The 24139-nt window shown below is 59.4% G+C and carries 23 protein-coding genes; 10 read left to right on the forward strand and 13 right to left on the reverse strand.

Annotated elements, in window-relative coordinates; all coding sequences use genetic code 11:
* Window position 1 precedes the first annotated feature (1 nt).
* The 3 genes from yidD to rpmH are packed head-to-tail and all read right to left on the reverse strand — an operon-like array spanning window position 2 to window position 795.
* Entirely contained in the window at window positions 2–247 is a 246-nt protein-coding gene (gene yidD, locus P3C29_RS05800; protein ID WP_105342575.1) for a membrane protein insertion efficiency factor YidD, read from the reverse strand.
* Window positions 240–644 (reverse strand): ribonuclease P protein component, encoded by a 405-nt coding sequence (gene rnpA / locus P3C29_RS05805; protein ID WP_010168490.1) that lies wholly within the window; start codon window positions 642–644, stop codon window positions 240–242. The genes yidD and rnpA overlap by 8 nt, the downstream gene beginning before the upstream one ends.
* A gap of 16 nt (window positions 645–660) precedes the next feature.
* The gene (gene rpmH, locus P3C29_RS05810; protein ID WP_003213577.1) at window positions 661–795 is read right to left on the reverse strand and encodes a 50S ribosomal protein L34; all 135 of its coding nucleotides are present in this window, start codon (window positions 793–795) and stop codon (window positions 661–663) included.
* 585 nt (window positions 796–1380) lie between these two features.
* Here rpmH and dnaA point away from each other — a divergent pair.
* From dnaA to gyrB, 4 genes are read left to right on the forward strand one after another with little or no spacing between them, the layout of a single operon-like run.
* The gene (gene dnaA / locus P3C29_RS05815; protein WP_032868695.1) at window positions 1381–2901 is read left to right on the forward strand and encodes a chromosomal replication initiator protein DnaA; all 1521 of its coding nucleotides are present in this window, start codon (window positions 1381–1383) and stop codon (window positions 2899–2901) included.
* A gap of 39 nt (window positions 2902–2940) precedes the next feature.
* Entirely contained in the window at window positions 2941–4044 is a 1104-nt protein-coding gene (gene dnaN / locus P3C29_RS05820; protein ID WP_003213582.1) for a DNA polymerase III subunit beta, read from the forward strand.
* A gap of 20 nt (window positions 4045–4064) precedes the next feature.
* A complete protein-coding gene (gene recF / locus P3C29_RS05825) occupies window positions 4065–5168 on the forward strand; it encodes a DNA replication/repair protein RecF (protein WP_003213585.1) in 1104 nt (367 codons plus the stop codon).
* Window positions 5169–5172: 4 nt separating this feature from the next.
* A complete protein-coding gene (gyrB, locus tag P3C29_RS05830) occupies window positions 5173–7596 on the forward strand; it encodes a DNA topoisomerase (ATP-hydrolyzing) subunit B (RefSeq protein ID WP_201125774.1) in 2424 nt (807 codons plus the stop codon).
* A 96-nt stretch (window positions 7597–7692) separates the two neighbouring features.
* On the opposite strand, the gene P3C29_RS05835 is transcribed toward gyrB, so the two are convergent.
* Window positions 7693–8415, reverse strand: a complete 723-nt coding sequence (locus P3C29_RS05835) for a response regulator transcription factor (protein ID WP_010168499.1) — start codon at window positions 8413–8415, stop codon at window positions 7693–7695.
* 172 nt (window positions 8416–8587) lie between these two features.
* On the opposite strand from P3C29_RS05835, the gene P3C29_RS05840 reads away from it, so the two are divergent.
* From P3C29_RS05840 to P3C29_RS05850, 3 genes are all read left to right on the forward strand, one after another.
* Window positions 8588–8839, forward strand: a complete 252-nt coding sequence (locus tag P3C29_RS05840) for a hypothetical protein (RefSeq protein ID WP_201125775.1) — start codon at window positions 8588–8590, stop codon at window positions 8837–8839.
* A gap of 268 nt (window positions 8840–9107) precedes the next feature.
* Window positions 9108–10103, forward strand: coding sequence for a FecR domain-containing protein (locus tag P3C29_RS05845; RefSeq protein ID WP_275964073.1), 996 nt, complete (start codon window positions 9108–9110; stop codon window positions 10101–10103).
* Between the two features lie 18 nt (window positions 10104–10121).
* Window positions 10122–12413 carry a CHASE2 domain-containing protein gene (locus P3C29_RS05850; RefSeq protein WP_275964074.1) on the forward strand — a complete coding sequence of 764 codons (2292 nt, stop codon included), beginning with the start codon at window positions 10122–10124 and terminating at the stop codon, window positions 12411–12413.
* 180 nt (window positions 12414–12593) lie between these two features.
* On the opposite strand, the gene P3C29_RS05855 is transcribed toward P3C29_RS05850, so the two are convergent.
* The 4 genes from P3C29_RS05855 to glyQ form a co-directional block, all read right to left on the reverse strand.
* Window positions 12594–13364 carry a lysophospholipid acyltransferase family protein gene (locus tag P3C29_RS05855; RefSeq protein WP_003213596.1) on the reverse strand — a complete coding sequence of 257 codons (771 nt, stop codon included), beginning with the start codon at window positions 13362–13364 and terminating at the stop codon, window positions 12594–12596.
* 84 nt (window positions 13365–13448) lie between these two features.
* Window positions 13449–13988, reverse strand: coding sequence for a D-glycero-beta-D-manno-heptose 1,7-bisphosphate 7-phosphatase (gene gmhB / locus P3C29_RS05860; protein WP_177043878.1), 540 nt, complete (start codon window positions 13986–13988; stop codon window positions 13449–13451).
* Window positions 13988–16042, reverse strand: a complete 2055-nt coding sequence (gene glyS, locus P3C29_RS05865) for a glycine--tRNA ligase subunit beta (protein WP_275964075.1) — start codon at window positions 16040–16042, stop codon at window positions 13988–13990. The genes gmhB and glyS overlap by 1 nt, the downstream gene beginning before the upstream one ends.
* Window positions 16039–16992 (reverse strand): glycine--tRNA ligase subunit alpha, encoded by a 954-nt coding sequence (glyQ, locus tag P3C29_RS05870; RefSeq protein WP_003213601.1) that lies wholly within the window; start codon window positions 16990–16992, stop codon window positions 16039–16041. The genes glyS and glyQ overlap by 4 nt, the downstream gene beginning before the upstream one ends.
* 81 nt (window positions 16993–17073) lie before the next feature.
* On the opposite strand from glyQ, the gene tag reads away from it, so the two are divergent.
* The gene (gene tag / locus P3C29_RS05875) at window positions 17074–17631 is read left to right on the forward strand and encodes a DNA-3-methyladenine glycosylase I (protein WP_275964076.1); all 558 of its coding nucleotides are present in this window, start codon (window positions 17074–17076) and stop codon (window positions 17629–17631) included.
* A 40-nt stretch (window positions 17632–17671) separates the two neighbouring features.
* Complete coding sequence (locus P3C29_RS05880; protein WP_201125779.1) at window positions 17672–18559, forward strand: lysophospholipid acyltransferase; 888 nt, start codon at window positions 17672–17674, stop codon at window positions 18557–18559.
* Window positions 18560–18639: 80 nt separating this feature from the next.
* Here P3C29_RS05880 and P3C29_RS05885 read toward each other — a convergent pair whose 3' ends face one another.
* The 5 genes from P3C29_RS05885 to def are packed head-to-tail and all read right to left on the reverse strand — an operon-like array spanning window position 18640 to window position 23193.
* The gene (locus P3C29_RS05885; RefSeq protein WP_201125780.1) at window positions 18640–18948 is read right to left on the reverse strand and encodes a hypothetical protein; all 309 of its coding nucleotides are present in this window, start codon (window positions 18946–18948) and stop codon (window positions 18640–18642) included.
* Window positions 18949–18966: 18 nt separating this feature from the next.
* Window positions 18967–20340, reverse strand: coding sequence for a Trk system potassium transporter TrkA (gene trkA / locus P3C29_RS05890; protein ID WP_003213611.1), 1374 nt, complete (start codon window positions 20338–20340; stop codon window positions 18967–18969).
* Window positions 20341–20362: 22 nt separating this feature from the next.
* Window positions 20363–21673: a 16S rRNA (cytosine(967)-C(5))-methyltransferase RsmB gene (rsmB, locus tag P3C29_RS05895; protein WP_201125781.1), complete on the reverse strand. Its 1311-nt coding sequence runs from the start codon at window positions 21671–21673 to the stop codon at window positions 20363–20365.
* Window positions 21670–22629: a methionyl-tRNA formyltransferase gene (gene fmt / locus P3C29_RS05900; protein ID WP_169386743.1), complete on the reverse strand. Its 960-nt coding sequence runs from the start codon at window positions 22627–22629 to the stop codon at window positions 21670–21672. The genes rsmB and fmt overlap by 4 nt, the downstream gene beginning before the upstream one ends.
* Window positions 22630–22686: 57 nt before the next feature.
* Window positions 22687–23193, reverse strand: coding sequence for a peptide deformylase (gene def, locus P3C29_RS05905; RefSeq protein ID WP_010168531.1), 507 nt, complete (start codon window positions 23191–23193; stop codon window positions 22687–22689).
* 150 nt (window positions 23194–23343) lie between these two features.
* Here def and P3C29_RS05910 point away from each other — a divergent pair, with 150 nt between their 5' ends.
* The gene (locus P3C29_RS05910) at window positions 23344–24132 is read left to right on the forward strand and encodes a peptidoglycan-binding protein (protein WP_275964077.1); all 789 of its coding nucleotides are present in this window, start codon (window positions 23344–23346) and stop codon (window positions 24130–24132) included.
* Window positions 24133–24139: the final 7 nt, after the last annotated feature.

Raw genomic sequence — 24139 nt, forward strand, 5'->3', positions numbered from 1 at the left:
ATTACTCGGCCATCGAAGAAGAACGGGAGGTAGGGATAGATGGAACCGGGTCATAACCACCGGGATTCCACGGATGACAGCGACCTAAACGACGAAAGGTCAGCCAGCCACCGCGCAGAAGGCCATGATTTTCTATGGCTTCCAACGCGTAGCAGGAACAACTGGGGTAGAAACGACAGTGGTTTGCCATCAGGGGACTAATGGCATAGCGGTAAAACTGGATCGGAACGAGCGCCAGTTTACGCATCAGTACTGTCTACCCCTACAGTTTCGGTGCTGACAGCTGGTGCTGGCTTGTTGGTACGAGCCAAACGTTTCCAGAGCTTGCCGAAATGCTGAATCAATTCGGGGTTTTCTACGTCCCCCAAGCCTTTGCGCGCGACGATAACAATATCCCAACCAACCAGAGTCTCCTGGTGGAGGCGAAACGATTCGCGCATCAGACGCTTGAGGCGATTGCGCTCAACGGAGAGCTTTACGCTCTTCTTGCCGATCACCAACCCGAGACGGGGGTGATCCAGATCGTTGTTACGCGCAAGGAGCAGGAGATTTTTCCCCGGAACCTTGCCGGTGGGGGAGTCAAAGACTGCCTTGAAATGCCGGGGGGTTAGCAGACGCTTTTCCCGACTGAAGTCCTGACTCACCACCAGTACCGGATTATCAAACTGCCAGACGCGCACGACCTTTGGCGCGGCGACGCGACAGGACAGCACGGCCGTTCTTGGTGGCCATGCGAGCACGGAAGCCGTGAGTACGGGCGCGTTTGATGGTGCTTGGTTGGAAAGTACGTTTCATGGCGTGTTACCTGGTTCGTCCACAACGGGCCGGAATGGCCCCCGTTTTAAGAGACCGGCGATTCTAGAGAAAGCAAGCCTCTAGGTCAATTTCCAACCAGCTTTTCCTTTAATTAGATCTCTGGAGGCATTTGGAACGAATCCGGGCGATTCGGCTTTCACGAGCAATGCCATAGATATAAAAATAAAGAAGGAAGTTATTTAAAGCTTTTCTGTAAAGCTTATAAAAGCTAGGGAAGCGATCTTCTGTGGATAACTGCCTTGAGGCCATATTCCACCTGATGTACAGAGAATGACAACACGGGGGAGAAACGGTGCTCTGCCTGTGCTGCGCTATCGGATAAGCTGTGTGTGGAATGGCTACTTATCCACAGGCCAGTTACCCACAGACTTTCGACCCCACTTGTACAACGGGCTTAAGGTCGCTTATCCACAGAGCTTATGCACAGACCATTTGTCGGCTTTTTTACAGTTAAGGCATTGATTCTTGGCGCCCTGTGAGCAACCTACATGTGGATAAGTGGACGGCTGGCCGCTACAATGGCGGCTGTTTTTGCCTCACCGGCTTTCAACTTAGGGGATATCCGTGTCAGTGGAACTTTGGCAGCAGTGCGTGGAGCTTTTGCGCGATGAGCTGCCTGCCCAGCAATTCAACACCTGGATCCGTCCGCTACAGGTCGAAGCCGAAGGCGACGAGTTGCGTGTCTACGCACCCAATCGTTTTGTTCTCGACTGGGTCAACGAGAAATACCTGAGCCGCGTTCTCGAATTGCTCGACGAACATGGCAACGGGCTTGCTCCGGTGCTCTCCTTATTAATAGGTAGCAAACGCAGCTCGGCACCCCGTGCTGCGCCGAATGCGCCGTTGGCAGCGAGTGCTTCGCAGGCTCAGGCCGCGGCGGCACCTGTTAATAACTCGCCAGCACCGGTTGCCCAGACGCCTTCGAAATCTTCTTCGCAAAAAAACGCGCCTATAAATGAAGAGCCGTCCCGCGACAGCTTTGACCCAATGGCCGGCGCCAGCTCCCAACAGGCCCCGGTTCGTGCTGAACAGCGCACCGTGCAGGTAGAAGGTGCGCTCAAGCACACCAGTTACCTGAACCGCACGTTCACCTTTGAGAACTTTGTCGAGGGTAAATCCAACCAGCTGGCCCGCGCGGCTGCCTGGCAGGTCGCCGACAACCCCAAGCACGGTTACAACCCGCTCTTCCTTTATGGCGGCGTTGGCTTGGGTAAAACTCACTTGATGCACGCTGTGGGTAACCACCTATTAAAGAAGAACCCGAATGCCAAGGTCGTGTACCTGCATTCGGAGCGCTTCGTGGCCGACATGGTCAAGGCACTGCAGCTCAACGCGATCAACGAGTTCAAACGGTTCTACCGTTCTGTTGATGCCTTGCTGATCGATGACATTCAATTCTTCGCCCGCAAGGAACGTTCCCAGGAAGAGTTTTTCCACACGTTCAACGCGTTGCTCGAAGGTGGCCAACAGGTCATCTTGACCAGTGACCGTTACCCGAAGGAAATCGAAGGCCTGGAAGAGCGTCTGAAGTCGCGCTTTGGCTGGGGCCTGACCGTTGCGGTAGAGCCGCCTGAGTTGGAAACCCGCGTCGCGATCCTGATGAAAAAGGCCGACCAGGCTAAAGTCGATCTGCCTCACGACGCGGCATTCTTCATCGCACAGCGCATTCGTTCCAACGTGCGTGAGCTGGAAGGCGCGCTCAAGCGCGTGATCGCTCACTCGCACTTCATGGGCCGCGACATCACCATCGAGCTGATTCGCGAATCCCTGAAAGACCTGCTGGCGTTGCAAGACAAGCTGGTGAGTGTGGATAACATCCAGCGCACCGTGGCCGAGTACTACAAGATCAAGATTTCCGACCTGCTGTCCAAGCGCCGTTCGCGTTCGGTAGCACGTCCTCGTCAGGTGGCGATGGCGCTCTCCAAAGAGCTGACCAACCATAGCCTGCCGGAAATTGGTGATGTGTTTGGCGGTCGCGACCACACCACGGTCTTGCACGCGTGCCGCAAGATCAACGAACTTAAGGAATCCGACGCGGATATTCGCGAGGACTACAAGAACCTGCTGCGTACACTGACTACTTGATGAACACCAGCGCAGCTTATTAAGGCAAGGGACTAGACCATGCATTTCACCATTCAACGCGAAGCCCTGTTGAAACCCCTGCAACTGGTCGCAGGCGTCGTCGAGCGCCGACAGACCTTGCCGGTGCTTTCCAACGTATTGCTGGTTGTAGAAGGCCAGCAATTGTCCTTGACCGGTACCGACCTGGAAGTCGAACTGGTCGGTCGTGTCCAGCTGGAAGAACCCGCCGAGCCCGGCGAGATCACCGTGCCGGCGCGCAAGCTGATGGATATCTGCAAAAGCCTGCCCAACGACGCGCTGATCGACATCAAGGTTGATGAGCAGAAGCTGGTGGTCAAGGCCGGTCGCAGCCGTTTCACTCTGTCGACCTTGCCCGCGAACGACTTCCCGACCGTGGAAGAAGGTCCTGGCTCGCTCACCTGCAGTCTGGAACAAAGCCGGCTGCGCCGCTTGATCGAGCGCACCAGCTTCGCCATGGCCCAGCAGGACGTGCGTTACTACTTGAACGGCATGCTGCTGGAAGTCTCCGAAGGCATCATCCGTGCTGTAGCCACCGACGGTCACCGTCTGGCCATGTGCTCGATGAAGGCCGATATCGGTCAGCCTGATCGCCACCAGGTCATCGTGCCGCGTAAAGGTATTCTGGAACTGGCGCGTCTGCTGACCGAGCCGGACGGCAATGTCAGTATCGTATTGGGCCAGCACCACATCCGCGCGACCACTGGCGAGTTCACCTTCACATCCAAGCTGGTTGACGGCAAATTCCCGGATTACGAGCGCGTACTGCCTAAAGGCGGCGACAAGCTGGTGATCGGTGATCGTCAGGCCCTGCGCGAAGCGTTCAGCCGTACCGCCATTCTTTCCAACGAGAAATACCGCGGTATTCGCCTGCAATTGGCCAACGGCCAACTGAAAATCCAGGCGAACAACCCGGAGCAGGAAGAAGCGGAAGAAGAAGTCGGCGTCGACTACAACGGCGGCAACCTGGAAATCGGCTTCAACGTCAGCTACTTGCTGGACGTGCTGGGCGTAATGACCACCGAACAGGTTCGTTTGATCCTGTCCGACTCCAACAGCAGCGCCCTGGTACAAGAATCCGACAACGATGACTCGGCTTACGTTGTCATGCCGATGCGCCTGTAACCATGTTCAGCAGAAGCTAGATGTCCCTCAGTCGCGTCTCGGTCACCGCGGTGCGCAATTTGCACCCGGTGACCTTCTCCCCCTCCCCCCGCATCAACATCCTCCATGGCGCCAACGGCAGTGGCAAAACCAGCGTGCTGGAAGCCATTCACCTGCTGGGGCTCGCCCGTTCCTTTCGCAGTGCCCGCTTGTTACCGGTGATTCAGTACGAACAACTGGCGTGCACGGTATTTGGCCAAGTCGAATTGGCGGAAGGTGGTCATAGCAGCCTGGGGATATCTCGAGACCGGCAGGGAGAGTTTCAAATTCGCATCGACGGGCAAAATGCTCGCAGTGCTGCCCAACTGGCGGAGATCCTGCCACTGCAACTGATCAACCCAGACAGCTTCCGGCTGCTGGAAGGCGCTCCAAAAATCCGCAGGCAGTTCCTCGATTGGGGAGTGTTCCACGTGGAACCGCGTTTCATGGCCACTTGGCAGCGCCTGCAGAAGGCCCTGCGGCAGCGGAACTCATGGCTGCGGCATGGTACACTTGACGCCGCTTCTCAAGCTGCTTGGGACCGGGAACTGTGCCTGGCCAGCGCTGAAATAGATGAATACCGCCGCGCCTATATCAAAGCCTTGAAACCAGTCTTTGAGCAGACCTTGAGCGAGTTGCTTGAACTCGAGGGGCTGACGTTGAGCTACTACCGTGGTTGGGACAAAGACCGGGAACTGAGTGCAGTGCTCGCGACGTCCTTGCAACGGGATCAGCAAATTGGTCACACCCAGGCCGGACCACAACGGGCTGATTTGCGCCTTAGATTGGGCGCACATAATGCCGCGGACATCTTGTCCCGCGGTCAGCAGAAGTTGGTGGTCTGCGCCCTGCGTATCGCCCAGGGGCATCTGGTTAGCCAGGCCCGGCGCGGGCAATGTATTTATCTGGTGGATGACTTGCCGTCCGAACTGGACGAGCAGCATCGCCGCGCGTTATGCCGCTTGTTGGAAGACTTACGCTGCCAGGTGTTTATCACCTGTGTAGACCACGAATTATTGAGGGAAGGCTGGCAGACGGAAACGCCAGTCGCTTTGTTCCACGTGGAACAAGGCCGTATCACCCAGACCCACGACCATCGGGAGTGAAGGCATGAGCGAAGAAAATACGAATACGTACGACTCGACCAGCATTAAAGTGCTTAAAGGTTTGGATGCCGTACGCAAACGTCCCGGTATGTACATCGGTGATACCGATGATGGCAGCGGTCTGCACCACATGGTGTTCGAGGTGGTCGATAACTCGATCGACGAAGCTTTGGCCGGTCACTGCGACGACATCAGCATCATCATCCACCCGGACGAATCCATCACCGTACGCGACAACGGTCGCGGCATTCCGGTCGATGTGCATAAAGAAGAAGGCGTTTCGGCGGCAGAGGTCATCATGACCGTGCTCCACGCCGGCGGTAAGTTCGACGACAACTCCTATAAAGTATCCGGCGGTTTGCACGGTGTAGGTGTTTCGGTAGTAAACGCCCTGTCCGAAGAGCTTATCCTGACGGTACGCCGTAGCGGCAAAATCTGGGAACAGACGTATGTCCACGGTGTTCCACAGGAACCGATGAAAATTGTCGGTGACAGCGAAAGCACCGGTACGCAGATTCACTTCAAGCCTTCGGCTGAAACCTTCAAGAACATCCACTTCAGCTGGGACATCCTGGCCAAGCGGATTCGTGAGCTGTCTTTTCTCAACTCCGGTGTGGGTATCGTCCTCAAGGACGAGCGCAGCGGTAAGGAAGAGCTGTTCAAGTACGAAGGTGGCCTGCGTGCGTTCGTTGAATACCTGAACACCAACAAGACTGCGGTCAACCAGGTGTTCCACTTCAACATCCAGCGTGAAGACGGCATCGGCGTAGAAATCGCCCTGCAGTGGAACGACAGCTTCAACGAGAACCTGTTGTGCTTCACAAACAACATTCCTCAGCGCGATGGCGGTACTCACCTGGTGGGTTTCCGTTCTGCACTGACGCGTAACCTGAACACCTACATCGAAGCGGAAGGCCTGGCGAAGAAGCACAAAGTCGCCACTACCGGTGATGATGCCCGTGAAGGCCTGACCGCCATTATTTCGGTCAAGGTTCCGGATCCGAAGTTCAGTTCCCAGACCAAAGACAAGCTGGTGTCTTCCGAAGTGAAGACCGCAGTTGAACAGGAAATGGGCAAATACTTCTCCGACTTCCTGTTGGAAAACCCGAACGAAGCCAAGCTGGTCGTCGGCAAGATGATCGACGCGGCGCGGGCTCGTGAAGCGGCGCGTAAAGCCCGTGAGATGACCCGTCGGAAAGGCGCGCTGGATATCGCGGGCTTGCCGGGCAAACTGGCTGACTGCCAGGAGAAAGACCCTGCCCTCTCCGAACTGTACCTGGTGGAAGGTGACTCTGCTGGCGGTTCCGCCAAGCAGGGTCGTAACCGTCGCACCCAGGCCATCCTGCCGTTGAAGGGTAAGATCCTCAACGTCGAGAAGGCCCGTTTCGACAAGATGATTTCCTCGCAGGAAGTCGGCACCTTGATCACCGCCCTGGGCTGTGGCATCGGCCGCGATGAGTACAACATCGACAAGCTGCGCTACCACAACATCATCATCATGACCGATGCTGACGTCGACGGTTCGCACATCCGTACCCTGCTGCTGACGTTCTTCTTCCGTCAATTGCCGGAGCTGATCGAGCGTGGCTACATCTACATCGCCCAGCCGCCGTTGTACAAAGTGAAAAAGGGCAAGCAAGAGCAATACATCAAAGACGACGACGCCATGGAAGAGTACATGACGCAGTCGGCCCTGGAAGATGCAAGCCTGCACTTGAACGACGAAGCCCCGGGGATCTCCGGTGAAGCGTTGGAGCGCCTGGTAAACGACTTCCGCATGGTGATGAAGACCCTCAAGCGTTTGTCGCGCCTGTACCCTCAGGAGCTGACCGAGCACTTCATCTACCTGCCAGCCGTTAGCCTGGAGCAGTTGGGCGATCACGCTCACATGCAGAATTGGTTGGCCCAGTACGAAGTCCGTCTGCGTACTGTCGAAAAATCCGGGTTGGTCTACAAAGCCAGCCTGCGTGAAGACCGTGAACGTAACGTCTGGCTGCCAGAGGTCGAACTGATCTCCCACGGCCTGTCGAACTACGTCACCTTCAACCGCGACTTCTTCGGCAGCAACGACTACAAGACGGTTGTGACCCTCGGCGCGCAACTGAGCACCCTGCTGGATGACGGTGCTTACATTCAGCGTGGCGAACGCAAGAAAGCAGTCAAAGAGTTCAAGGAAGCCCTGGACTGGTTGATGGCTGAAAGCACCAAGCGTCACACCATTCAGCGATACAAAGGTCTGGGCGAAATGAACCCGGATCAGCTGTGGGAAACCACCATGGACCCAGCGCAGCGTCGCATGCTGCGTGTGACCATCGAAGACGCCATTGGCGCGGACCAGATCTTCAACACCCTGATGGGTGATGCGGTCGAGCCTCGTCGTGACTTCATCGAGAGCAACGCCCTGGCGGTGTCCAACCTGGACTTCTGATCAGGTTGTAGCTCAAAACAAAAAGGCCAACGCTTAGCGTTGGCCTTTTTTATTGGGTGGAATATGGAGTTTTATAAATGCTCCACGTGGAACATCTCACTCATCGGAGGCTGCTGTCACACTCTCCAATCGATACCCATACCCATAGATTGTCAGTAACTGCCAACCCCGATCCGCCGTCAGTCCCAGCTTGTTTCGCAGCCGATAAATATGCGTATCCAGCGGCCGTGATGACACCATTTCTTCATGGGTCCAGAACCGCTCATACAGATATTCCCGAGACAGCGGCCGTGCCAGGTTCTCGAACAGGCACCGAGCCAGGCGGTATTCACGTTCCGTCAGGCTGATGGGTTTCCCTGCCCTGCTCACCGTGAGTTCAGCATCGTCAAAGGTCAGGTCGTTGAAGGTCAGCACTTCACTGGCCGCGGACTTTTGCAGTCCGTGACGGCGCAGCACGGCATTGACTCGTGCCTTCAGTTCATTGGGACGAAACGGCTTGCTGACGTAATCATCCGCGCCACTGTTCAACGCCTGGACGATATCGCTCTCGGCATCGCGGCTGGTGAGCATGATGGCGGCAGGTGGTACTTCCATGTGCTCGCGGGTCCAGCGTAGCAACGCCAGGCCGCTGAGGTCGGGCAGTTGCCAGTCGAGGATCAGCAGGTCAAAGGTTTCCCGGCGTAGCTGGCGCAGCAAGTCTTCTCCACGCTCAAAGCAGTGCAGGGTCCATGGCTGATCCGCAGCGCTGGGGATTTGTCGCAGTGTCTGTTCCACCCGCCGCAGTTCAGCAGGTTCGTCATCCAGTATTGCGACACGCATGGCAGGGTCCTTTCTTGTTGAAGAATGCGGGCTTGAATCTGAACAATTATGGCCAGATTCTCAGGCCCTATGAATCTCTCGGTACGCTGATATCAAATGGCCGTAAGCCATTGGAAATCGTCAATACCCAAGCTGGGAAGATACCGGCTCGAGACCTTCAGGAAAAGGATCAATGGCAATCTGGTTTTATGCTGTTTCGAGACGAGTGAGTGTTCTGGAGAAGGTTAATGTATGGGGCCGGATGGTGTTGGTGGTCATGGCGGCAACCCTGGGGACGGAAACGGTCGGTGCATCCAAGCCGGTGGTTCCGATGCCGTTCGATGAGCGTCAAACCCTGAGTGAGCCCGGTGATGGTATGGGGTTCGCCAGCTCGCCGTTTCAGCAACTCAGCGAACAGCAGCAGACCCAACGCTGGGTTTTTTAAGTACCGCCAAATCTGAACAAATGTTGCGAATCGATGCGATGCACCGCTGTTGTAGGTAAATTCGCTCTCGCTGGATGACACACGGATTGGAGCGATGGAATTGCTCCGACACAGGGACGTGTCATCTTCAGCATGGATCCCACTCCCCAGACATTTCGGCTATCGACGGCGATACTTCATCGAGTATCGTAGACGGTACTCAAGGTCTTCCCGCTGCAAGACGCTTCCTGAACGTGCTTTCTGATGCCCCATTAGAACTAGAATCTTGATGAGCGCCATGACCTTTTTCCCCTGCCGATTCCGTTTTGCCGTTTCTACCCTGTTGGGTTCTGGCTTGATCGTTACGCTTGGCGTAGTGAGTCTGTCGGCCTTGGCACGCCCCGCCCCTCCCCGCGCCCCCTATATCGATGACAATCAGATGTGTCGCGCGCAGCCTCTGCCGGCGGCGGTGCAGCACCTGACCGGCGAAGCCTGGAAACTGGATGCGAAGGGTGTGTCCACGGCCCTGGAAGAAGGCATGCTCATTGATGAACAAGAGAGCGTGAAAACCTCACCGGGCGCGTTTGTCAGCCTGTTGCTGGGGGACGGTTCGCGGATCGTCTTGCCGTCCAGCTCTCAGGTCCGATTGCACCTGGTTGAAGAACAGTCCATTCCCCAGGTGATTCTTGAAGAAGGTCAGGTCGAGGCTTACGTGATCAAGCGTGCCAGCGACTATGACCGTTTCCAGATCATGACCCCGGTGGGCGTCCTGGGTGTGCGCGGCACGCATTTCCGTGTGCGCAACGATGGCGAACAATCGCTGGTGGAAGTGCTCAATGGGCAAGTGGCGGTCAATCGTGATGACGCTCCGCCGACCCCGCGGCCCATCAAGAAGAAGCCGATTACCGGGCCGGTTGCCGGCGAAGTAAAAGTCGGCGCGCGACAGGGGCTGGCGTTCAAGAAACAAGGCGAACTCAAACCCGTGGAACTGCTTGATGCACCACGGTTGGTCGGCCAGGACGGCCAGAAGGGCGATGCGCCGGTATGGACCCTGTTCCTGCGTCCCTTGGCCGGTGCCCAGCGTTACAGGGCCCAGGTCGCGACCGATAAGGAGTTCCTGAACATCAAGCAGGAAAACTTCTCCGACACGCCACAAATGCGCTTCACTGGGCTGAAAGCATCGTTCTATCACGTACGTTTGTCGGCCTATGATGAACATGGGCTGGAGGGAGAAACCGGCGTCTATGACATCTTCTATTACCCACCCGCGACGCGTGTGCAGTAGCGCTTCGGAAGCGCACTGGTGAGGCTGTGGCGCAGGGCTGAAAAGCGCCAACCGACTCAGGCGCAGCGGCTGTTCAATGGCCTGGTACGCGAATGGCTTTGGGTCAGCCTGTTGCTGCTGCCCATCACAGCGTTTCTGTCACTGAGCCCGGGCCTTGCCCTCAATAATCTGCTGTATGACAGCCTTCGGCGCCTGGCACCGTTGCCGGTGGATCCACGCATCCTGCTGGTGACGATCGATGACCGGAGCCTGAAAGAACTCGGCCAATGGCCATGGTCCCGGCGCGTACATGCCGACCTGCTGGATCGGCTAAGTGCCGCCAAGCCTGCGGGCATTCTGTTCGATGTGATCTTCAGTGAGCCCGCCCGGGAACCGGCCAATGACTTAAGGCTGGCCGAGGCCATGTGCAACTCTGGCACTGTCCTGCTGCCCTTGATTCGCGAAGGCACGCCCCGCTACGGCCAACCAGTTGCACAAATCCTGCCCGTGCTACCCCTGCGTGATTGCGCCAGGAGTGTTGGCCATATCAACGTTGAAGCAGACAGCGACGGTATCGTTCGAAGCCTGTATTTGCGTGAAGGCCCGCCCGGCAATATGGCACCACAACTGGCCTGGTTGGCGTTTGAATTGAGCGGCCAGCAATCCGTAATGCCGGGGGCGCCTGGTCCGTCGGACAGCACCCACTGGCAGCGGGAAAATGCCATTCGAATACCTTTCATCGCGAGCCATGCCGGTTTTCCCAGCGTGCCGTATATCAGCGTATTACGCGGTGACGTGCCGCCGGAGTTGCTGCGCAACCGCTTGATCCTGATCGGCGCCACTGCGCCGGGCATGGGCGACCGTTACGTCACGCCGCTGTCGGCCAGCGTCGGCACCACGCCGGGCGTGGAAATCCAGGCCAATATCCTCAACGGCTTGCTGCAAGGGCGCAGCATCGTTGACCTGCCCGCGTGGACGGCGACGCTGCTGGCCACTGCGATGGTCGCGCTGCTATTGGGCTTGCTGTTGTTTCGCCCGCGTTATGCCCTGTGGCTGACCCTCGGTTGCATGGGGGCCGCACTCCTCGGTTCATGGGGCCTGCTGCGCCTGGGCCATTGGTGGTCACCGGCGGCGTGCCTGATCGGCATGCTGCTCAGTTACCTGATCTGGAACTGGCGGCGCCTGAGCGTGATCCTGGCCTACTTCGGCTGGGAGCTGGCACGCCTGGACAACGAACCCAAAGTGCTCCCGGAGCGCCGTAGAGCGCCCGCCAGCCAGGGCGATGTATTGCAGGGACGGATCTTTGCCCTGGAACAGGCGGTCAGCCGTACCCGGGACACCCGGCGCTTTATGGCGGATGGTCTGGAGTGCTTGCCGGTAGCGACCCTGATTACCGACCCCAAGGGCAATGTGCTGCTGGCCAACCGGATTGCCCGTGGGGTGTTCGGCAACGAACTGGTGGCTGAAAACCTGTTGGAGCAGCTTGCGGCATTGGGTTATCCACCGCTGCAGGACGGTGCTCGCCCTGCCCTGTCGGCGCTGGAAATCGTCGAGTTTCGTGACACCCTGAATCGCAGCTTGCGCCTCGACCTGGCCCCACTGCTACCGGCAGACGGTGACGTGGCTCTGGGCTGGCTGCTAAGCCTCACAGACCTGAGCATCGAGCGCGACGCACAGCAGCAACGGGAAACCCTGCTGCGCTTTCTGTCCCATGACCTGCGTGCGCCGCATTCGGCGATCCTCGCCTTGTTGGATGTCCAGGACAGCGCCGCGCCAATATTTACCCAGATCGAGCAACAAGTCCGTCGTGCCTTGAACCTCACCGAATCCTTCGTGCAACTGGCGAAAGCCGAGTCTGATGGCTACCAATTTCAACCCAGCCTGTTTGCCATGCTGGTGCTGGATGCCTTTGATCAAGTGGCGGTGCACGCCCAGTTGAAAGGCATACAACTGGTCCACGACCTGGATGAAGACGGCGACGAGATGGTCTGGGCGGATCAATCGCTGCTCACCCGTGCCTTGTTCAACCTGTTGGAAAACGCGGTCAAATACAGCCCCTCGGGTACCACCGTCAGATTGAGCCTGACCCGCAGTGACGACCGGTTGGAATGCCGTATCAGCGACCAGGGTCGAGGCATCGCGCCGCAGGACCTGCCCGAACTCTTTGGCCAATATCGGCGCTTCGCGTCAGCTCAGGGTAGTGAGGGATTGGGATTGGGGCTGACCATGGTCAAGGCCGTCGTGGATCGCCATGGTGGGCGGATTGGCTGCGAAAGTGTGGTGGACAAAGGTACGACCTTCATCCTTCAACTGCCGTTGTGGAGCGAGTGAACCGCGGCTTTTTACCTGTGCATAAAAAACCGGTCTCAAGGACCGGTTTTTTAATGCGGAAAAAACTTATGCACCTTTTCCGGTGTTTTATGAGCTTGGGAAATATGTAAGTAAATCAGAAGCCTATGAGCTAAAAAGCGTAATTCGCCAACAAACCGTACACAGGTTATCCACAGAAACTCAAATCACCGGCGTGTCGACCACAACCGGCTCCGGCGGCAGTGAACCCATGGCCCGTTGTTGCGCTTCATTCCATGCCTGGGCACGGTCGTTCAGCGCTGCAATGGCGCGTGGGCCTTCGCCTTCGGCATACATCGGTTCGCCAATGATCACGGTGATGGTGCCTTCCCGCTTGGCCCAGCCCGTCTTTGGCCAGAACTTGCCGGCGTTGTGGGCAATCGGCAGCACCGGCAATCCGGCGTTCACCGCCAAGGCCGTACCGCCGCGTGAAAACTTGCCCACAGTGCCGTAGGGCACCCGCGTACCTTCCGGGAAGATCAGCACCCAGACGCCATCCTTGAGCAGTTCGTCGCCTTTCTTCGCCACATGCTTGAGCGCAGCCTTGGGGTTGTCGCGGTCGATGGCGATCGGTCGCAGCATGGCCATGGCCCAGCCAAAGAACGGCACGTACAGCAGCTCACGCTTGAGCACCTGGCTCAGGGGCGAGAAGTACGCAGACAGGAAGAAGGTCTCCCAGGTGCTCTGGTGGTTCGACAGAATCACGCAAGGCTGGTCCGGGACGTTTTCGGCGCCCTTGATCTCGAAGCGAATGTTCAGGAACACCTTGGTCAACCACAACGCGCAGTTACACCAAAAGACGTTGATGAAACGATAGCGCGCCTTGAACGGCAGAAAAGGCGCGATAAAAAAGCTCAGGGTGCACCAGAGAAAAGAACTGGTGCCCAGCAGCAGGTAAAAGAAGAAGGTTCTGATGGCCTGCAAAATCGACATGGCGGCATTTACCGTTGCGGGACAACGCCCGCCTGTTAAAAGCGCGCTCCCGAACAGTCCTTGGTCAGGAAGTCAGAAGGGCTGCTAGTTGTTGATAAGTTCTGCGGCAACCGCCGCCAGATCGTCAAAAATCAAGGTGCCTACCGGCAGGGTTTTAGCCTGGGTCTTTTCGCCTTTCCCGGTTTTTACCAAAACTGGCTGAGAGTCGACGGCTTTGGCGGCCTCCAGGTCACCGAGGCTGTCCCCGACAAACCATAGCCCAGCCAATGGCACGTTGTAATGTTCAGCAATAGTTTTAAGCATACCCGGTTTGGGCTTGCGGCAATCGCAGCCTTCATCCGGGCCGTGGGGGCAATACACCACCAGCCCTACTTCACCGCCCTGCTCGGCCACCAGCGTGCGCAGGCGCGCGTGCATGGCGTCGAGGGTGGCGATGTCGTAGTAGCCGCGGGCGATGCCGGACTGGTTGGTGGCGATGGCCACCGTCCAGCCCGCTTTGCTCAACTGCGCGATGGCCTCGATCGAGCCGGGCAACGGAATCCATTCCGCCACCGATTTGATGTAAGCGTCGGAGTCGTAATTGATCACTCCGTCCCGATCGAGAATCAGCAGTTTCAACATGATCAGCCCAGTACGGAAATGTCAGCGATATTGATGAACAGGCCACGCAGACGCGCCAGCATGGCGTAGCGGTTTTTCCGCACGCCCGCGTCTTCGGCATTGATCATCACCGCTTCGAAGAACGCATCCACCGGCTCACGCAAGGTGGCCAGGCGCGCCAGTGCTTCGGCGTAGTTGCGTTCGGCGATCAGCGGCTTCACTGCGTTTTCTGCCTTGGCGATGGCCGAGTTCAGCGAGAACTCCTTGGCATCGGCGAACAGGCCCGGGTCGACTTCAGCATTGCCGAGGTTGTCGGCCTTGCTCAGCAGGTTCGACACACGCTTGTTCACGGCGGCCAGTGCATCGGCTTCCGGCAGCTTGCGGAAGGCTTGAACGGCCTGTACGCGTTGGTCGAAGTCCAGCGCCGAACCCGGTTGCAGGGCACGCACCGACAGGTACACCGACACGTCCACGCCTTCGTCTTCGTAACGCGCACGCAGGCGATCGAACACGAACTCCAGTACTTGCTCGGCCAGGCCCGCTTGCTTGACCTTGGCACCGAACTGGCCGACAGCAAACACCACGGCCTGGGTCAGGTCGAGGTCGAGCTTCTTGTCGATCAGGATGCGCAGCACGCCCAGGGCCGCACGGCGCAGGGCATACGGGTCTTTGCTGCCGGTAGGCAACATGCCGATACCGAAGATACCGACGAGGGTATCCAGCTTGTCCGCGATGGCCACGGCCGCACCGGTGAGGGTGGTCGGCAACTCGGCGCCGGCACCGCGCGGCATGTACTGCTCGTTCAGCGCCAGGGCAACGTCTTGCGGCTCGCCATCATTGAGGGCGTAGTAGTAACCGGCAACGCCTTGCATTTCCGGGAACTCGCCGACCATCTCGGTGGCCAGGTCGCACTTGGACAGCAGACCGGCACGCGCAGCCCAGGCAGCGTCGCCACCAATGCGTGGCGCAATGTAGGCTGCCAGCTTGGAAACCCGCACAGCCTTGTCGTAGACGCTGCCGAGTTTTTCCTGGAACACCACGTTTTGCAGGCGCAGGTTGAAGTCTTCGAGCTTCTGCTTCTTGTCTTGCTTGAAGAAGAACTCGGCGTCAGTCAGGCGCGGGCGAACGACTTTCTCGTTACCGGCGATGATCTGCTGCGGGTCCTTGCTTTCGATGTTGGCCACGGTGATGAAGCGCGGCAGCAACTTGCCGTCCACGTCCAGCAGGCAGAAATACTTCTGGTTGTCCTGCATGGTGGTAATCAGCGCTTCTTGCGGCACGTCGAGGAAACGCTCTTCGAACGAGCACACCAGCGGCACTGGCCACTCAACCAAGGCAGTCACTTCGTCCAGCAGGCTTGGCGGCACGATGGCGGTGCCTTCCTGCAGGCGGGCCAGCTCTTCGGTGCGCTTGCTGATCAGCTCGCGACGCTCATTGGCATCTGCCAGCACGTAGGCTGCGCGCAGGTCATTGAGGTAGTTGGCGGGCGAGGTGATGCGCACGGCTTCAGGATGGTGGAAGCGGTGGCCACGGGAATCAGGGCCGGCCTTCTGGGCGAGGATGGTGCAGTCGATGACCTGGTCACCGAGCAGCATCACCAGCCATTGGGTCGGACGCACGAACTCTTCCTTGCGCGCACCCCAGCGCATGCGCTTGGGAATAGGCAGGTCGTTCAGGGAATCTTCGACGATGGTCGGCAACAGGCTGGCAGTCGGTTTGCCGGTGATCACCTGGCTGAAACGCAGTTTCGGGCCGCTCTGGTCGATCTCGCTCAGCTCAACGCCACACTTCTTGGCGAAACCAAGGGCCGCTTGAGTCGGGTTGCCTTCAGCGTCGAAGGCGGCCTGGCGTGGCGGGCCGTCGAGGTTGATGCTGCGGTCCGGCTGCTGGGTTTCCAGCGCGGTGAGCAACACAGCCAGGCGACGTGGCGCGGCGTAGACCTTCTTTGCGGCGAACTTCAGGCCAGCGGTTTGCAGGCCTTTTTCGATACCGGCCAGGAATGCGTCGGCCAGGGTGTTGAGTGCCTTGGGTGGCAGCTCTTCGGTGCCCAGTTCAACCAGGAAATCTTGAGCACTCATTGTGCAGCCTCCAGCTTAGCCAACACTTCATCACGCAGGTCCGGGGTTGCCATCGGGAAGCCCAGCTTGGCGCGCGCCAGCAGGTAGGCTTGGGCGACGGAACGCGCCAGGGTGCGTACACGCAGGATGTATTGCTGGCGCGCGGTCACCGAAATGGCACGGCGGGCGTCCAGCAGGTTGAAGGTGTGGGATGCCTTCAACACCATTTCATAGCTCGGCAACGGCAGCGGCTGATCCAGTTCGATCAGGCGCTTGGCTTCGCTTTCATAGAAGTCGAACAGTTCGAACAGCTTCTCGACGTTGGCGTGCTCGAAGTTGTACGTGGACTGCTCCACTTCGTTCTGGTGGAACACGTCGCCATAGGTGACCTTGCCGAACGGGCCGTCAGCCCACACCAGGTCGTAGACCGAATCCACGCCTTGCAGGTACATGGCCAGTCGCTCGAGACCGTAGGTGATCTCGCCGGTTACCGGGTAGCACTCGATGCCGCCGGCTTGCTGGAAGTAAGTGAACTGCGTCACTTCCATGCCGTTGAGCCAGACTTCCCAGCCCAGGCCCCAGGCGCCGAGGGTTGGCGATTCCCAGTTGTCTTCGACGAAACGGATGTCGTGGACCAGCGGGTCCAGGCCGACGTGTTTCAGCGAGCCGAGGTACAGCTCCTGGAAGTTATCCGGGTTCGGCTTTAACACCACCTGGAACTGGTAGTAGTGCTGCAGGCGGTTCGGGTTTTCGCCGTAGCGGCCGTCAGTCGGGCGACGACTGGGCTGCACATAAGCGGCGTTCCAGGTTTCCGGGCCGATGGCCCGCAGGAAGGTAGCGGTGTGGAAAGTGCCGGCGCCTACTTCCATATCGTAGGGCTGAAGTACCACACAACCTTGCTCGGCCCAGTATTGCTGGAGGGCGAGGATCAAGTCTTGGAAGGTACGCACGGCTGGCGTAGGCTGGCTCACGAAATTCACCTGTTACTTGGGCTGCGATTTAAAGAGCGGGAGTATACCCGATTCGGCCGCGCCACCATCCCCTGGAGCCTTATGCCACGCTGCTTTTGGTGTTCTGAAGATCCGCTGTACATGGCTTATCACGATCAGGAGTGGGGAACGCCGCTGCGCGATGCGCAGGGACTGTTCGAGTTGCTTTTGCTCGAAGGGTTCCAGGCGGGCCTGTCCTGGATCACCGTTTTACGCAAACGCGAGCATTATCGAAAGGTCTTGTTCGGTTTTGATGCGCAGCGTCTGGCCCGACTGAGCGACGCCGAGATCGAAGCGCTGATGCTCGATCCAGGCATCGTGCGTAACCGCCTGAAACTCAATGCCACCCGGCGTAATGCGGCTGCCTGGCTGGCGCTGGAGGATCCGGTAGGGTTGCTCTGGTCGTTTGTCGGCGGTGTGCGCAAGGTCAATCATTTCAAGGATCGCAGCCAGGTCCCGGCGATTACACCGGAGGCTGAGGCCATGAGCAAAGCCTTGAAAAAAGCCGGCTTCACGTTCGTCGGGCCGACCATCTGTTACGCGTTCATGCAGGCCTCGGGGATGGTCATGGACCACACCCAGGATTGCGACCGTTACGCGGACCTCGCCAACGCCGGTTAGAATGGCGGCTTTGCGCACCACACACGATCAGGAGTGACCTGTGGAAAAGTTTAAAGGCGCCTTGCTGGTAGGCGCTCTTCGGTTGTTTGCCCTGCTGCCTTGGCGCGCGGTGCAAGCGGTCGGTTCGGCAATTGGCTGGATCATGTGGAAAACCCCTAACCGCTCCCGCGAGACGGTGCGGATCAACCTGTCCAAATGCTTCCCGGACATGGACCCGGTCGAGCGCGAGCGCCTGGTGGGGCGAAGCCTGATGGACATCGGCAAGTCCCTGACCGAAAGCGCCTGCGCCTGGATCTGGCCGGCCCAGCGCTCCATTGACCTGGTACGCGAAGTCGAAGGCCTGGAAGTGCTGCACGAAGCCCTGGCCTCGGGCAAAGGCGTAGTGGGCATCACCAGCCACCTGGGCAACTGGGAAGTGTTGAACCACTTCTATTGCAGCCAGTGCAAACCGATCATTTTCTACCGCCCGCCCAAGCTCAAGGCGGTGGATGACTTGCTGCGCAAGCAACGGGTGCAACTGGGCAACCGCGTGGCGGCGTCCACCAAGGAAGGCATCCTCAGTGTGATCAAGGAAGTGCGCAAAGGCGGCCAGGTGGGCATTCCTGCCGATCCGGAGCCTGCGGAATCGGCCGGGATATTCGTGCCGTTCTTTGCTACCCAGGCGCTGACCAGCAAGTTCGTGCCGAACATGTTGGCGGGGCACAAGGCGGTCGGGGTGTTCCTGCATGCTTTGCGGCTGCCGGATGGCTCGGGCTACAAAGTGATTCTGGAAGCGGCGCCGGAAGACATGTACAGCACGGATACCGCGACGTCATGCGCGGCGATGAGCAAGGTGGTGGAGCGGTATGTGGGCGCTTACCCGAGCCAGTACATGTGGAGCATGAAGCGCTTCAAGAAACGCCCGCCGGGTGAGGCGCGGTGGTACTGATGTTGAAGCTGTTCTGATGTTTTTGTGGTGAGCGGGCTTGCCCCGCGCGAGGCAAGCTCGCTCACTACAAAAGCCAGTGCCTATACGCGATCGAGTTTCTTCAAGAACACCGTCATTTCTTTTTCGGCCTGTTTGTCGCCATGCGCCTGGGCCGCTTCTATGCCCTTCTCCCATGCCAGCCGTGCGGCGGCGTTTTCACCCTGGCCCAACTGCGCTTTACCCAACAGCTTCCACGCTGCCGAATACTTCGGATCGAACTCGACACATTTCTGCAAATGCTCCGCCGCCTTGGCGTTGTCCTTCAGGTCGAGGTAACCCTTGCCCAAGCCAAACCGCAGCAGTGAGTTATCCACACCCTTGGCGAGCATTTTTTCCAGGGATTCGAGCATGTCGGTCACTCCGTCTGATCAGAAAAAGCTCAGGCCCACGTGGAACAGCTTCTCCACATCGCGGATATGTTTTTTATCCACAAGGAACAAAATCACGTGGTCGCCGGTGGCGATCACCGTGTCGTCGTGGGCGATGATCACTTCTTCATCGCGAATGATTGCACCAATGGTGGTGCCCGGCGGCAGGCCGATATCGCGGATCGCCTTGCCAATCACCTTGCTCGACTTCGAGTCACCGTGGGCGATCGCCTCGATGGCTTCCGCCGCGCCCCGGCGCAACGAGTGCACGCTGACGATATCGCCGCGCCGCACGTGGGCCAGCAACGTGCCGATGGTCGCCAGTTGCGGGCTGATGGCGATGTCGATGTCGCCGCCCTGGATCAGGTCGACATAGGCCGGGTTATTGATGATGGTCATCACCTTCTTTGCCCCCAACCGCTTGGCCAGCAACGACGACATGATGTTGGCTTCGTCATCGTTGGTCAGGGCCAGGAAGATGTCGGCGTCGGCGATGTTTTCTTCCAGCAGCAAGTCACGGTCCGAGGCGCTGCCTTGCAGGACCACGGTGCTGTCGAGGGTGTCGGACAAATACCGGCAGCGTGCCGGATTCATCTCGATGATCTTCACCTGATAGCGGCTTTCGATGGCCTCGGCCAAGCGCTCACCGATCTGCCCGCCGCCGGCGATGACGATGCGTTTGTAGGTTTCATCCAGACGGCGCATTTCGCTCATCACCGCGCGAATGTTCGCTTTGGCGGCGATGAAAAACACCTCATCGTCAGCCTCGATCACCGTATCGCCCTGGGGCAAAATCGGCCGGTCGCGACGGAAGATCGCCGCCACCCGCGTCTCGACGTTGGGCATGTGCTCGCGCAGCTGGCGCAGTTGCTGGCCCACAAGTGGCCCGCCGTAGTAGGCCTTGACCGCCACCAGCTGCGCCTTGCCTTCGGCGAAGTCGATCACCTGCAAGGCGCCCGGGTGTTCGATCAGGCGCTTGATGTAGTGGGTGACCACTTGCTCCGGGCTGATCAGCACGTCGACCGGGATCGCGTCGTTGTCGAACAGTCCGGCGCGGGTCAGGTAAGCCGCCTCACGCACCCGGGCGATTTTGGTCGGGGTGTGGAACAGGGTATGGGCGACCTGACAGGCGACCATGTTGGTCTCGTCACTGTTGGTGACTGCCACCAGCATGTCGGCATCGTCGGCGCCGGCCTGGCGCAGCACCGTAGGAAACGAGGCGCGGCCTTGTACGGTACGGATGTCCAGGCGGTCGCCCAAATCCCGCAGACGCTCGGCGTCGGTGTCGACCACGGTGATGTCGTTGGCTTCGCTGGCCAAATGCTCGGCCAGCGTACCGCCAACCTGCCCTGCGCCGAGGATGATGATTTTCATCCGGTCACTCCCTTAAAACCATTCAGCCGCGAGCGGCGGCAATCTTGATCAGCTTGGCGTAATAGAACCCGTCGTGGCCGCCTTCCTGGGCCAGCAACTGGCGGCCATGAGGCTGCTTGATCCCGGCCTGGATGTCGAGGTCCAGTTCCCGTGCGCCGCTGGTGCGGGCGAGGAAAGCTTCGATGACCTCGGTGTTTTCGGTCGGCAGTGTCGAGCAGGTGGCGTACAGCAGGATGCCGCCGACTTCCAGGGTTGGCCACAGCGCGTCCAGCAACTCACCTTGCAGCACGGCAAGCGCTGCGATGTCGTCAGGTTGGCGGGTCAGCTTGATGTCCGGGTGGCGGCGGATCACGCCGGTGGCGGAACACGGCGCGTCCAGCAGGATGCGCTGGAACGGCTTGCCGTCCCACCAGGTGGCGGTGTCGCGGCCATCGGCGGCGATCAGCTCGGCGCTCAGGCCCAGGCGGGCGAGGTTTTCCCGCACACGCACCAGGCGCTTGGCTTCCAGGTCCACGGCGACGACGCCGGCCAGGTCCGCCTGCACTTCCATGATGTGGCAGGTCTTGCCGCCGGGGGCGCAGCAGGCGTCCAGCACCCGTTGGCCCGGGGCCAGGTCCAGCAGGTCAGCGGCGAGTTGTGCTGCTTCGTCCTGCACGCTGATCCAGCCTTCGGCGAAGCCTGGCAGGTTACGCACATCGCCTGGCTCTGTAAGAACGATACCGTCCTGGCTGTAGACACAGGCCGTGGCCGCTACACCGGCTTCGCTCAGCAAAGAGAGATAAGCGTCGCGGGTGTGATGCCGGCGATTGACCCGCAAAATCATTGGCGGGTGGGCGTTGTTGGCGGCGCAGATGGCTTCCCATTGCTCGGGCCAGAACGCTTTCAAGGATTTTTGCAGCCAGCGCGGGTGGGCGGTGCGCACCACCGGGTCATGTTCCAGCTCGGCCAGCAGCGCTTCGCTTTCGCGCTGGGCACGGCGCAGCACGGCGTTAAGCAGGGCCTTGGCCCAGGGCTTTTTCAGCTTGTCGGCGCAACCGACGGTTTCGCCGATGGCGGCGTGGGCTGGCACGCGGGTGTAGAGCAGTTGGTACAGGCCCACCAGCAGCAACGCTTCCACATCGGCGTCCGCTGCCTTGAATGGTTTCTGCAGCAGCTTGGCCGCCAGCGCCGACAATCGTGGCTGCCACCGGGCGGTGCCGAAGGCCAGGTCCTGGGTAAAGCCGCGGTCACGGTCCTCGACTTTATCCAGTTGGGTCGGCAACGAACTGTTGAGGGAAGCCTTGCCGTTGAGTACGGCGGCCAGGGCCTTGGCGGCGGCCAGACGTGGGTTCATTGAGCGTCCACCGCTTGGCCGAGGACGATACCCACGGCAAATTTCTCACGGCGGCTGTTGAACAAATCGCTGAAGTTCAGCGCCTTGCCGCCGGGCAATTGCAGACGGGTCAGGCACAGCGCCTGTTCACCGCAGGCCACCAGCAGACCGTCCTTGCTGGCGCCGATGATTTCGCCGGGGGCGCCCTTGCCGTCGGCCAGGGTAGCGGCCAGGACTTTCAAGGCTTCGCCATTGAGGGTGCTGTGGCAGATCGGCCACGGGTTGAAGGCACGCACCAGGCGCTCCAGCTCCACGGCCGGGCGGCTCCAGTCGATGCGGGCTTCATCCTTGTTCAATTTGTGGGCGTAGGTGGCGAGGCTGTCGTCCTGCACTTCGCCTTCCAGGGTGCCGGCGGCCAGGCCGGCGATGGCCTGGACTACAGCTGGTGGGCCCATTTCGGCGAGGCGATCGTGCAGGCTGCCGCCGGTGTCTTCACCCGTGATCGGGGTGGTGACTTTCAACAGCATCGGGCCCGTGTCCAGGCCGGCCTCCATGCGCATCACGGTCACGCCGCTTTCGGCGTCACCGGCTTCGACCGCGCGTTGGATCGGCGCCGCACCGCGCCAGCGCGGCAGCAATGAGGCATGGCTGTTGATGCAGCCCAGACGCGGGATATCCAGCACGGCCTGGGGCAGGATCAAGCCGTAGGCCACCACCACCAGCAGGTCCGGTTTCAGCGCCGCCAGTTCAGCCTGTGCATCGGCATTGCGCAGCGTCGGCGGCTGCAACACCGCAATGTTGTTCTCAAGTGCAAGCTGCTTGACCGGGCTGGGCATCAGTTTTTGCCCACGACCGGCCGGGCGATCGGGCTGGGTGTAGACCGCCACGATTTCATAAGGGCTGGCGAGCAGGGCCTTGAGGTGTTCGGCGGCGAATTCGGGGGTGCCGGCAAAAACGATGCGCAGTGGCTCGGTCATGGGAAACGTCTCACAAAAGAAAAAGGCTTGCCGGAGCAAGCCTTTGAAAGAAGGGAATCAAGCTTGCTGGCGATGCTTCTTTTCCAGTTTCTTCTTGATCCGGTCGCGTTTAAGCGTGGACAGGTAATCGACAAACAGCTTGCCGTTGAGGTGGTCGCATTCGTGTTGGATGCACACCGCCAGCAGGCCTTCGGCAATCATTTCGAACGGCTTGCCGTCACGGTCCAGGGCCTTGATCTTGACGCGCTGGGGACGGTCGACGTTCTCGTAGAAGTCCGGCACCGACAGGCAGCCTTCCTGGTACTGGCCCATCTCGTCGGTCAGGGTTTCGAACTCAGGGTTGATAAACACCAGAGGCTCGCTGCGGTCTTCGGACAGGTCCATGACCACGACGCGCTGATGCACGTTGACCTGGGTCGCGGCGAGGCCGATACCCGGGGCTTCATACATTGTTTCAAACATGTCATCGACCAACTGACGAACCTTGGCGTCCACTACGGCCACTGGCTTGGCGATAGTGCGCAGGCGTGAGTCCGGAAATTCGAGGATGTTCAAAATAGCCATAAGCGTAATTGCTGCACATGTGAGGTAAAGGCAAGTCGGCGCCGGGGATGGACCCCTGCTGTACCGGTGTAAGTGCCGTGGGAAAACGTCCGAGAGCCGCGAAGGCCAAGGCGTTTCACGCGAATGCACATAATAAAGGAGATTCACCCCATGAGGAAATCGCTACTCGTCTTGCTGCTGTGGGCCCAGGCCGTTGTTGCCCAGGTTCCTGCGAGCTTTCCACAGGCCGGTCAGCCGCTGGCGCTTCATACGCAGCAAGCCATCCAGCGCTTTTTACTGCACAACCACATGCTCGATTCGCCCCAGGAACTGGACCACGCACCCTATATTGTTGCAGCAGATGCCGGCCGGGTAATGGGCGCCAATGGCGAGCGTGTTTATGCGCGGGGCACACTGGACCCTGCCGTCCAAAGCTACGGGATCTTTCGCCGGGGCAAGGTCTACACCGACCCGCAAAGCCAGGAATTGCTGGGCATCAACGCTGACGACATCGGCACTGCACGCTTTGTGACCGCAGGCGATGTCAGCACGCTGGGTGTGCAGCGGGTCACCCAGGAGGTGCGCCCCGGCGACCGATTACTCCGCCCGCCAACGCCGACGGACCTGGCGAGCCTGGTGATGCAGTGGCCTGCCCGCGCCATCGCCGGACGCATCATCGACGTGCCCCGGGGCGTGACGCAGGTCGGCGTACTGGACGCGGTCACGTTGAACAAAGGCCGGCGTGACGGCCTGATGGAAGGTCATTTGCTGGCCGTGGTGAAAGCCGGAGAAACCGTTCGGGACAGGGTAACCGGCGCTCCGGTGAAGATTCCCGATGAACCTGCCGGGACGCTGTTGGTTTTTCGCACTTACGAAAAGCTCAGTTATGCCTTGGTCCTCGACGCGTCGCGGTCCCTGGCCGTAATGGACCGTTTCGAGGTGCCTGAACGAAGGCAATAATTAGGTT

It is taken from the genome of Pseudomonas sp. 1912-s, assembly GCF_029269205.1.
Lineage (GTDB): Bacteria > Pseudomonadota > Gammaproteobacteria > Pseudomonadales > Pseudomonadaceae > Aquipseudomonas.

Bases quoted from the DNA above. Each gene is read 5' to 3' on its own strand.
- recF (WP_003213585.1), top strand. From the start codon at position 4,065: ATGTCCCTCAGTCGCGTCTCGGTCACCGCGGTGCGCAATTTGCACCCG.
- yidD (WP_105342575.1), bottom strand. From the start codon at position 247: ATGCGTAAACTGGCGCTCGTTCCGATCCAGTTTTACCGCTATGCCATT.
- P3C29_RS05910 (WP_275964077.1), top strand. From the start codon at position 23,344: ATGAGGAAATCGCTACTCGTCTTGCTGCTGTGGGCCCAGGCCGTTGTT.
- fmt (WP_169386743.1), bottom strand. From the start codon at position 22,629: ATGACCGAGCCACTGCGCATCGTTTTTGCCGGCACCCCCGAATTCGCC.
- P3C29_RS05855 (WP_003213596.1), bottom strand. From the start codon at position 13,364: ATGTCGATTTTGCAGGCCATCAGAACCTTCTTCTTTTACCTGCTGCTG.
- rsmB (WP_201125781.1), bottom strand. From the start codon at position 21,673: ATGAACCCACGTCTGGCCGCCGCCAAGGCCCTGGCCGCCGTACTCAAC.
- P3C29_RS05840 (WP_201125775.1), top strand. From the start codon at position 8,588: ATGGCAATCTGGTTTTATGCTGTTTCGAGACGAGTGAGTGTTCTGGAG.
- dnaN (WP_003213582.1), top strand. From the start codon at position 2,941: ATGCATTTCACCATTCAACGCGAAGCCCTGTTGAAACCCCTGCAACTG.
- P3C29_RS05835 (WP_010168499.1), bottom strand. From the start codon at position 8,415: ATGCGTGTCGCAATACTGGATGACGAACCTGCTGAACTGCGGCGGGTG.
- P3C29_RS05885 (WP_201125780.1), bottom strand. From the start codon at position 18,948: ATGCTCGAATCCCTGGAAAAAATGCTCGCCAAGGGTGTGGATAACTCA.
- trkA (WP_003213611.1), bottom strand. From the start codon at position 20,340: ATGAAAATCATCATCCTCGGCGCAGGGCAGGTTGGCGGTACGCTGGCC.
- tag (WP_275964076.1), top strand. From the start codon at position 17,074: ATGCCACGCTGCTTTTGGTGTTCTGAAGATCCGCTGTACATGGCTTAT.
- rpmH (WP_003213577.1), bottom strand. From the start codon at position 795: ATGAAACGTACTTTCCAACCAAGCACCATCAAACGCGCCCGTACTCAC.
- def (WP_010168531.1), bottom strand. From the start codon at position 23,193: ATGGCTATTTTGAACATCCTCGAATTTCCGGACTCACGCCTGCGCACT.
- glyS (WP_275964075.1), bottom strand. From the start codon at position 16,042: ATGAGTGCTCAAGATTTCCTGGTTGAACTGGGCACCGAAGAGCTGCCA.
- gyrB (WP_201125774.1), top strand. From the start codon at position 5,173: ATGAGCGAAGAAAATACGAATACGTACGACTCGACCAGCATTAAAGTG.
- P3C29_RS05845 (WP_275964073.1), top strand. From the start codon at position 9,108: ATGAGCGCCATGACCTTTTTCCCCTGCCGATTCCGTTTTGCCGTTTCT.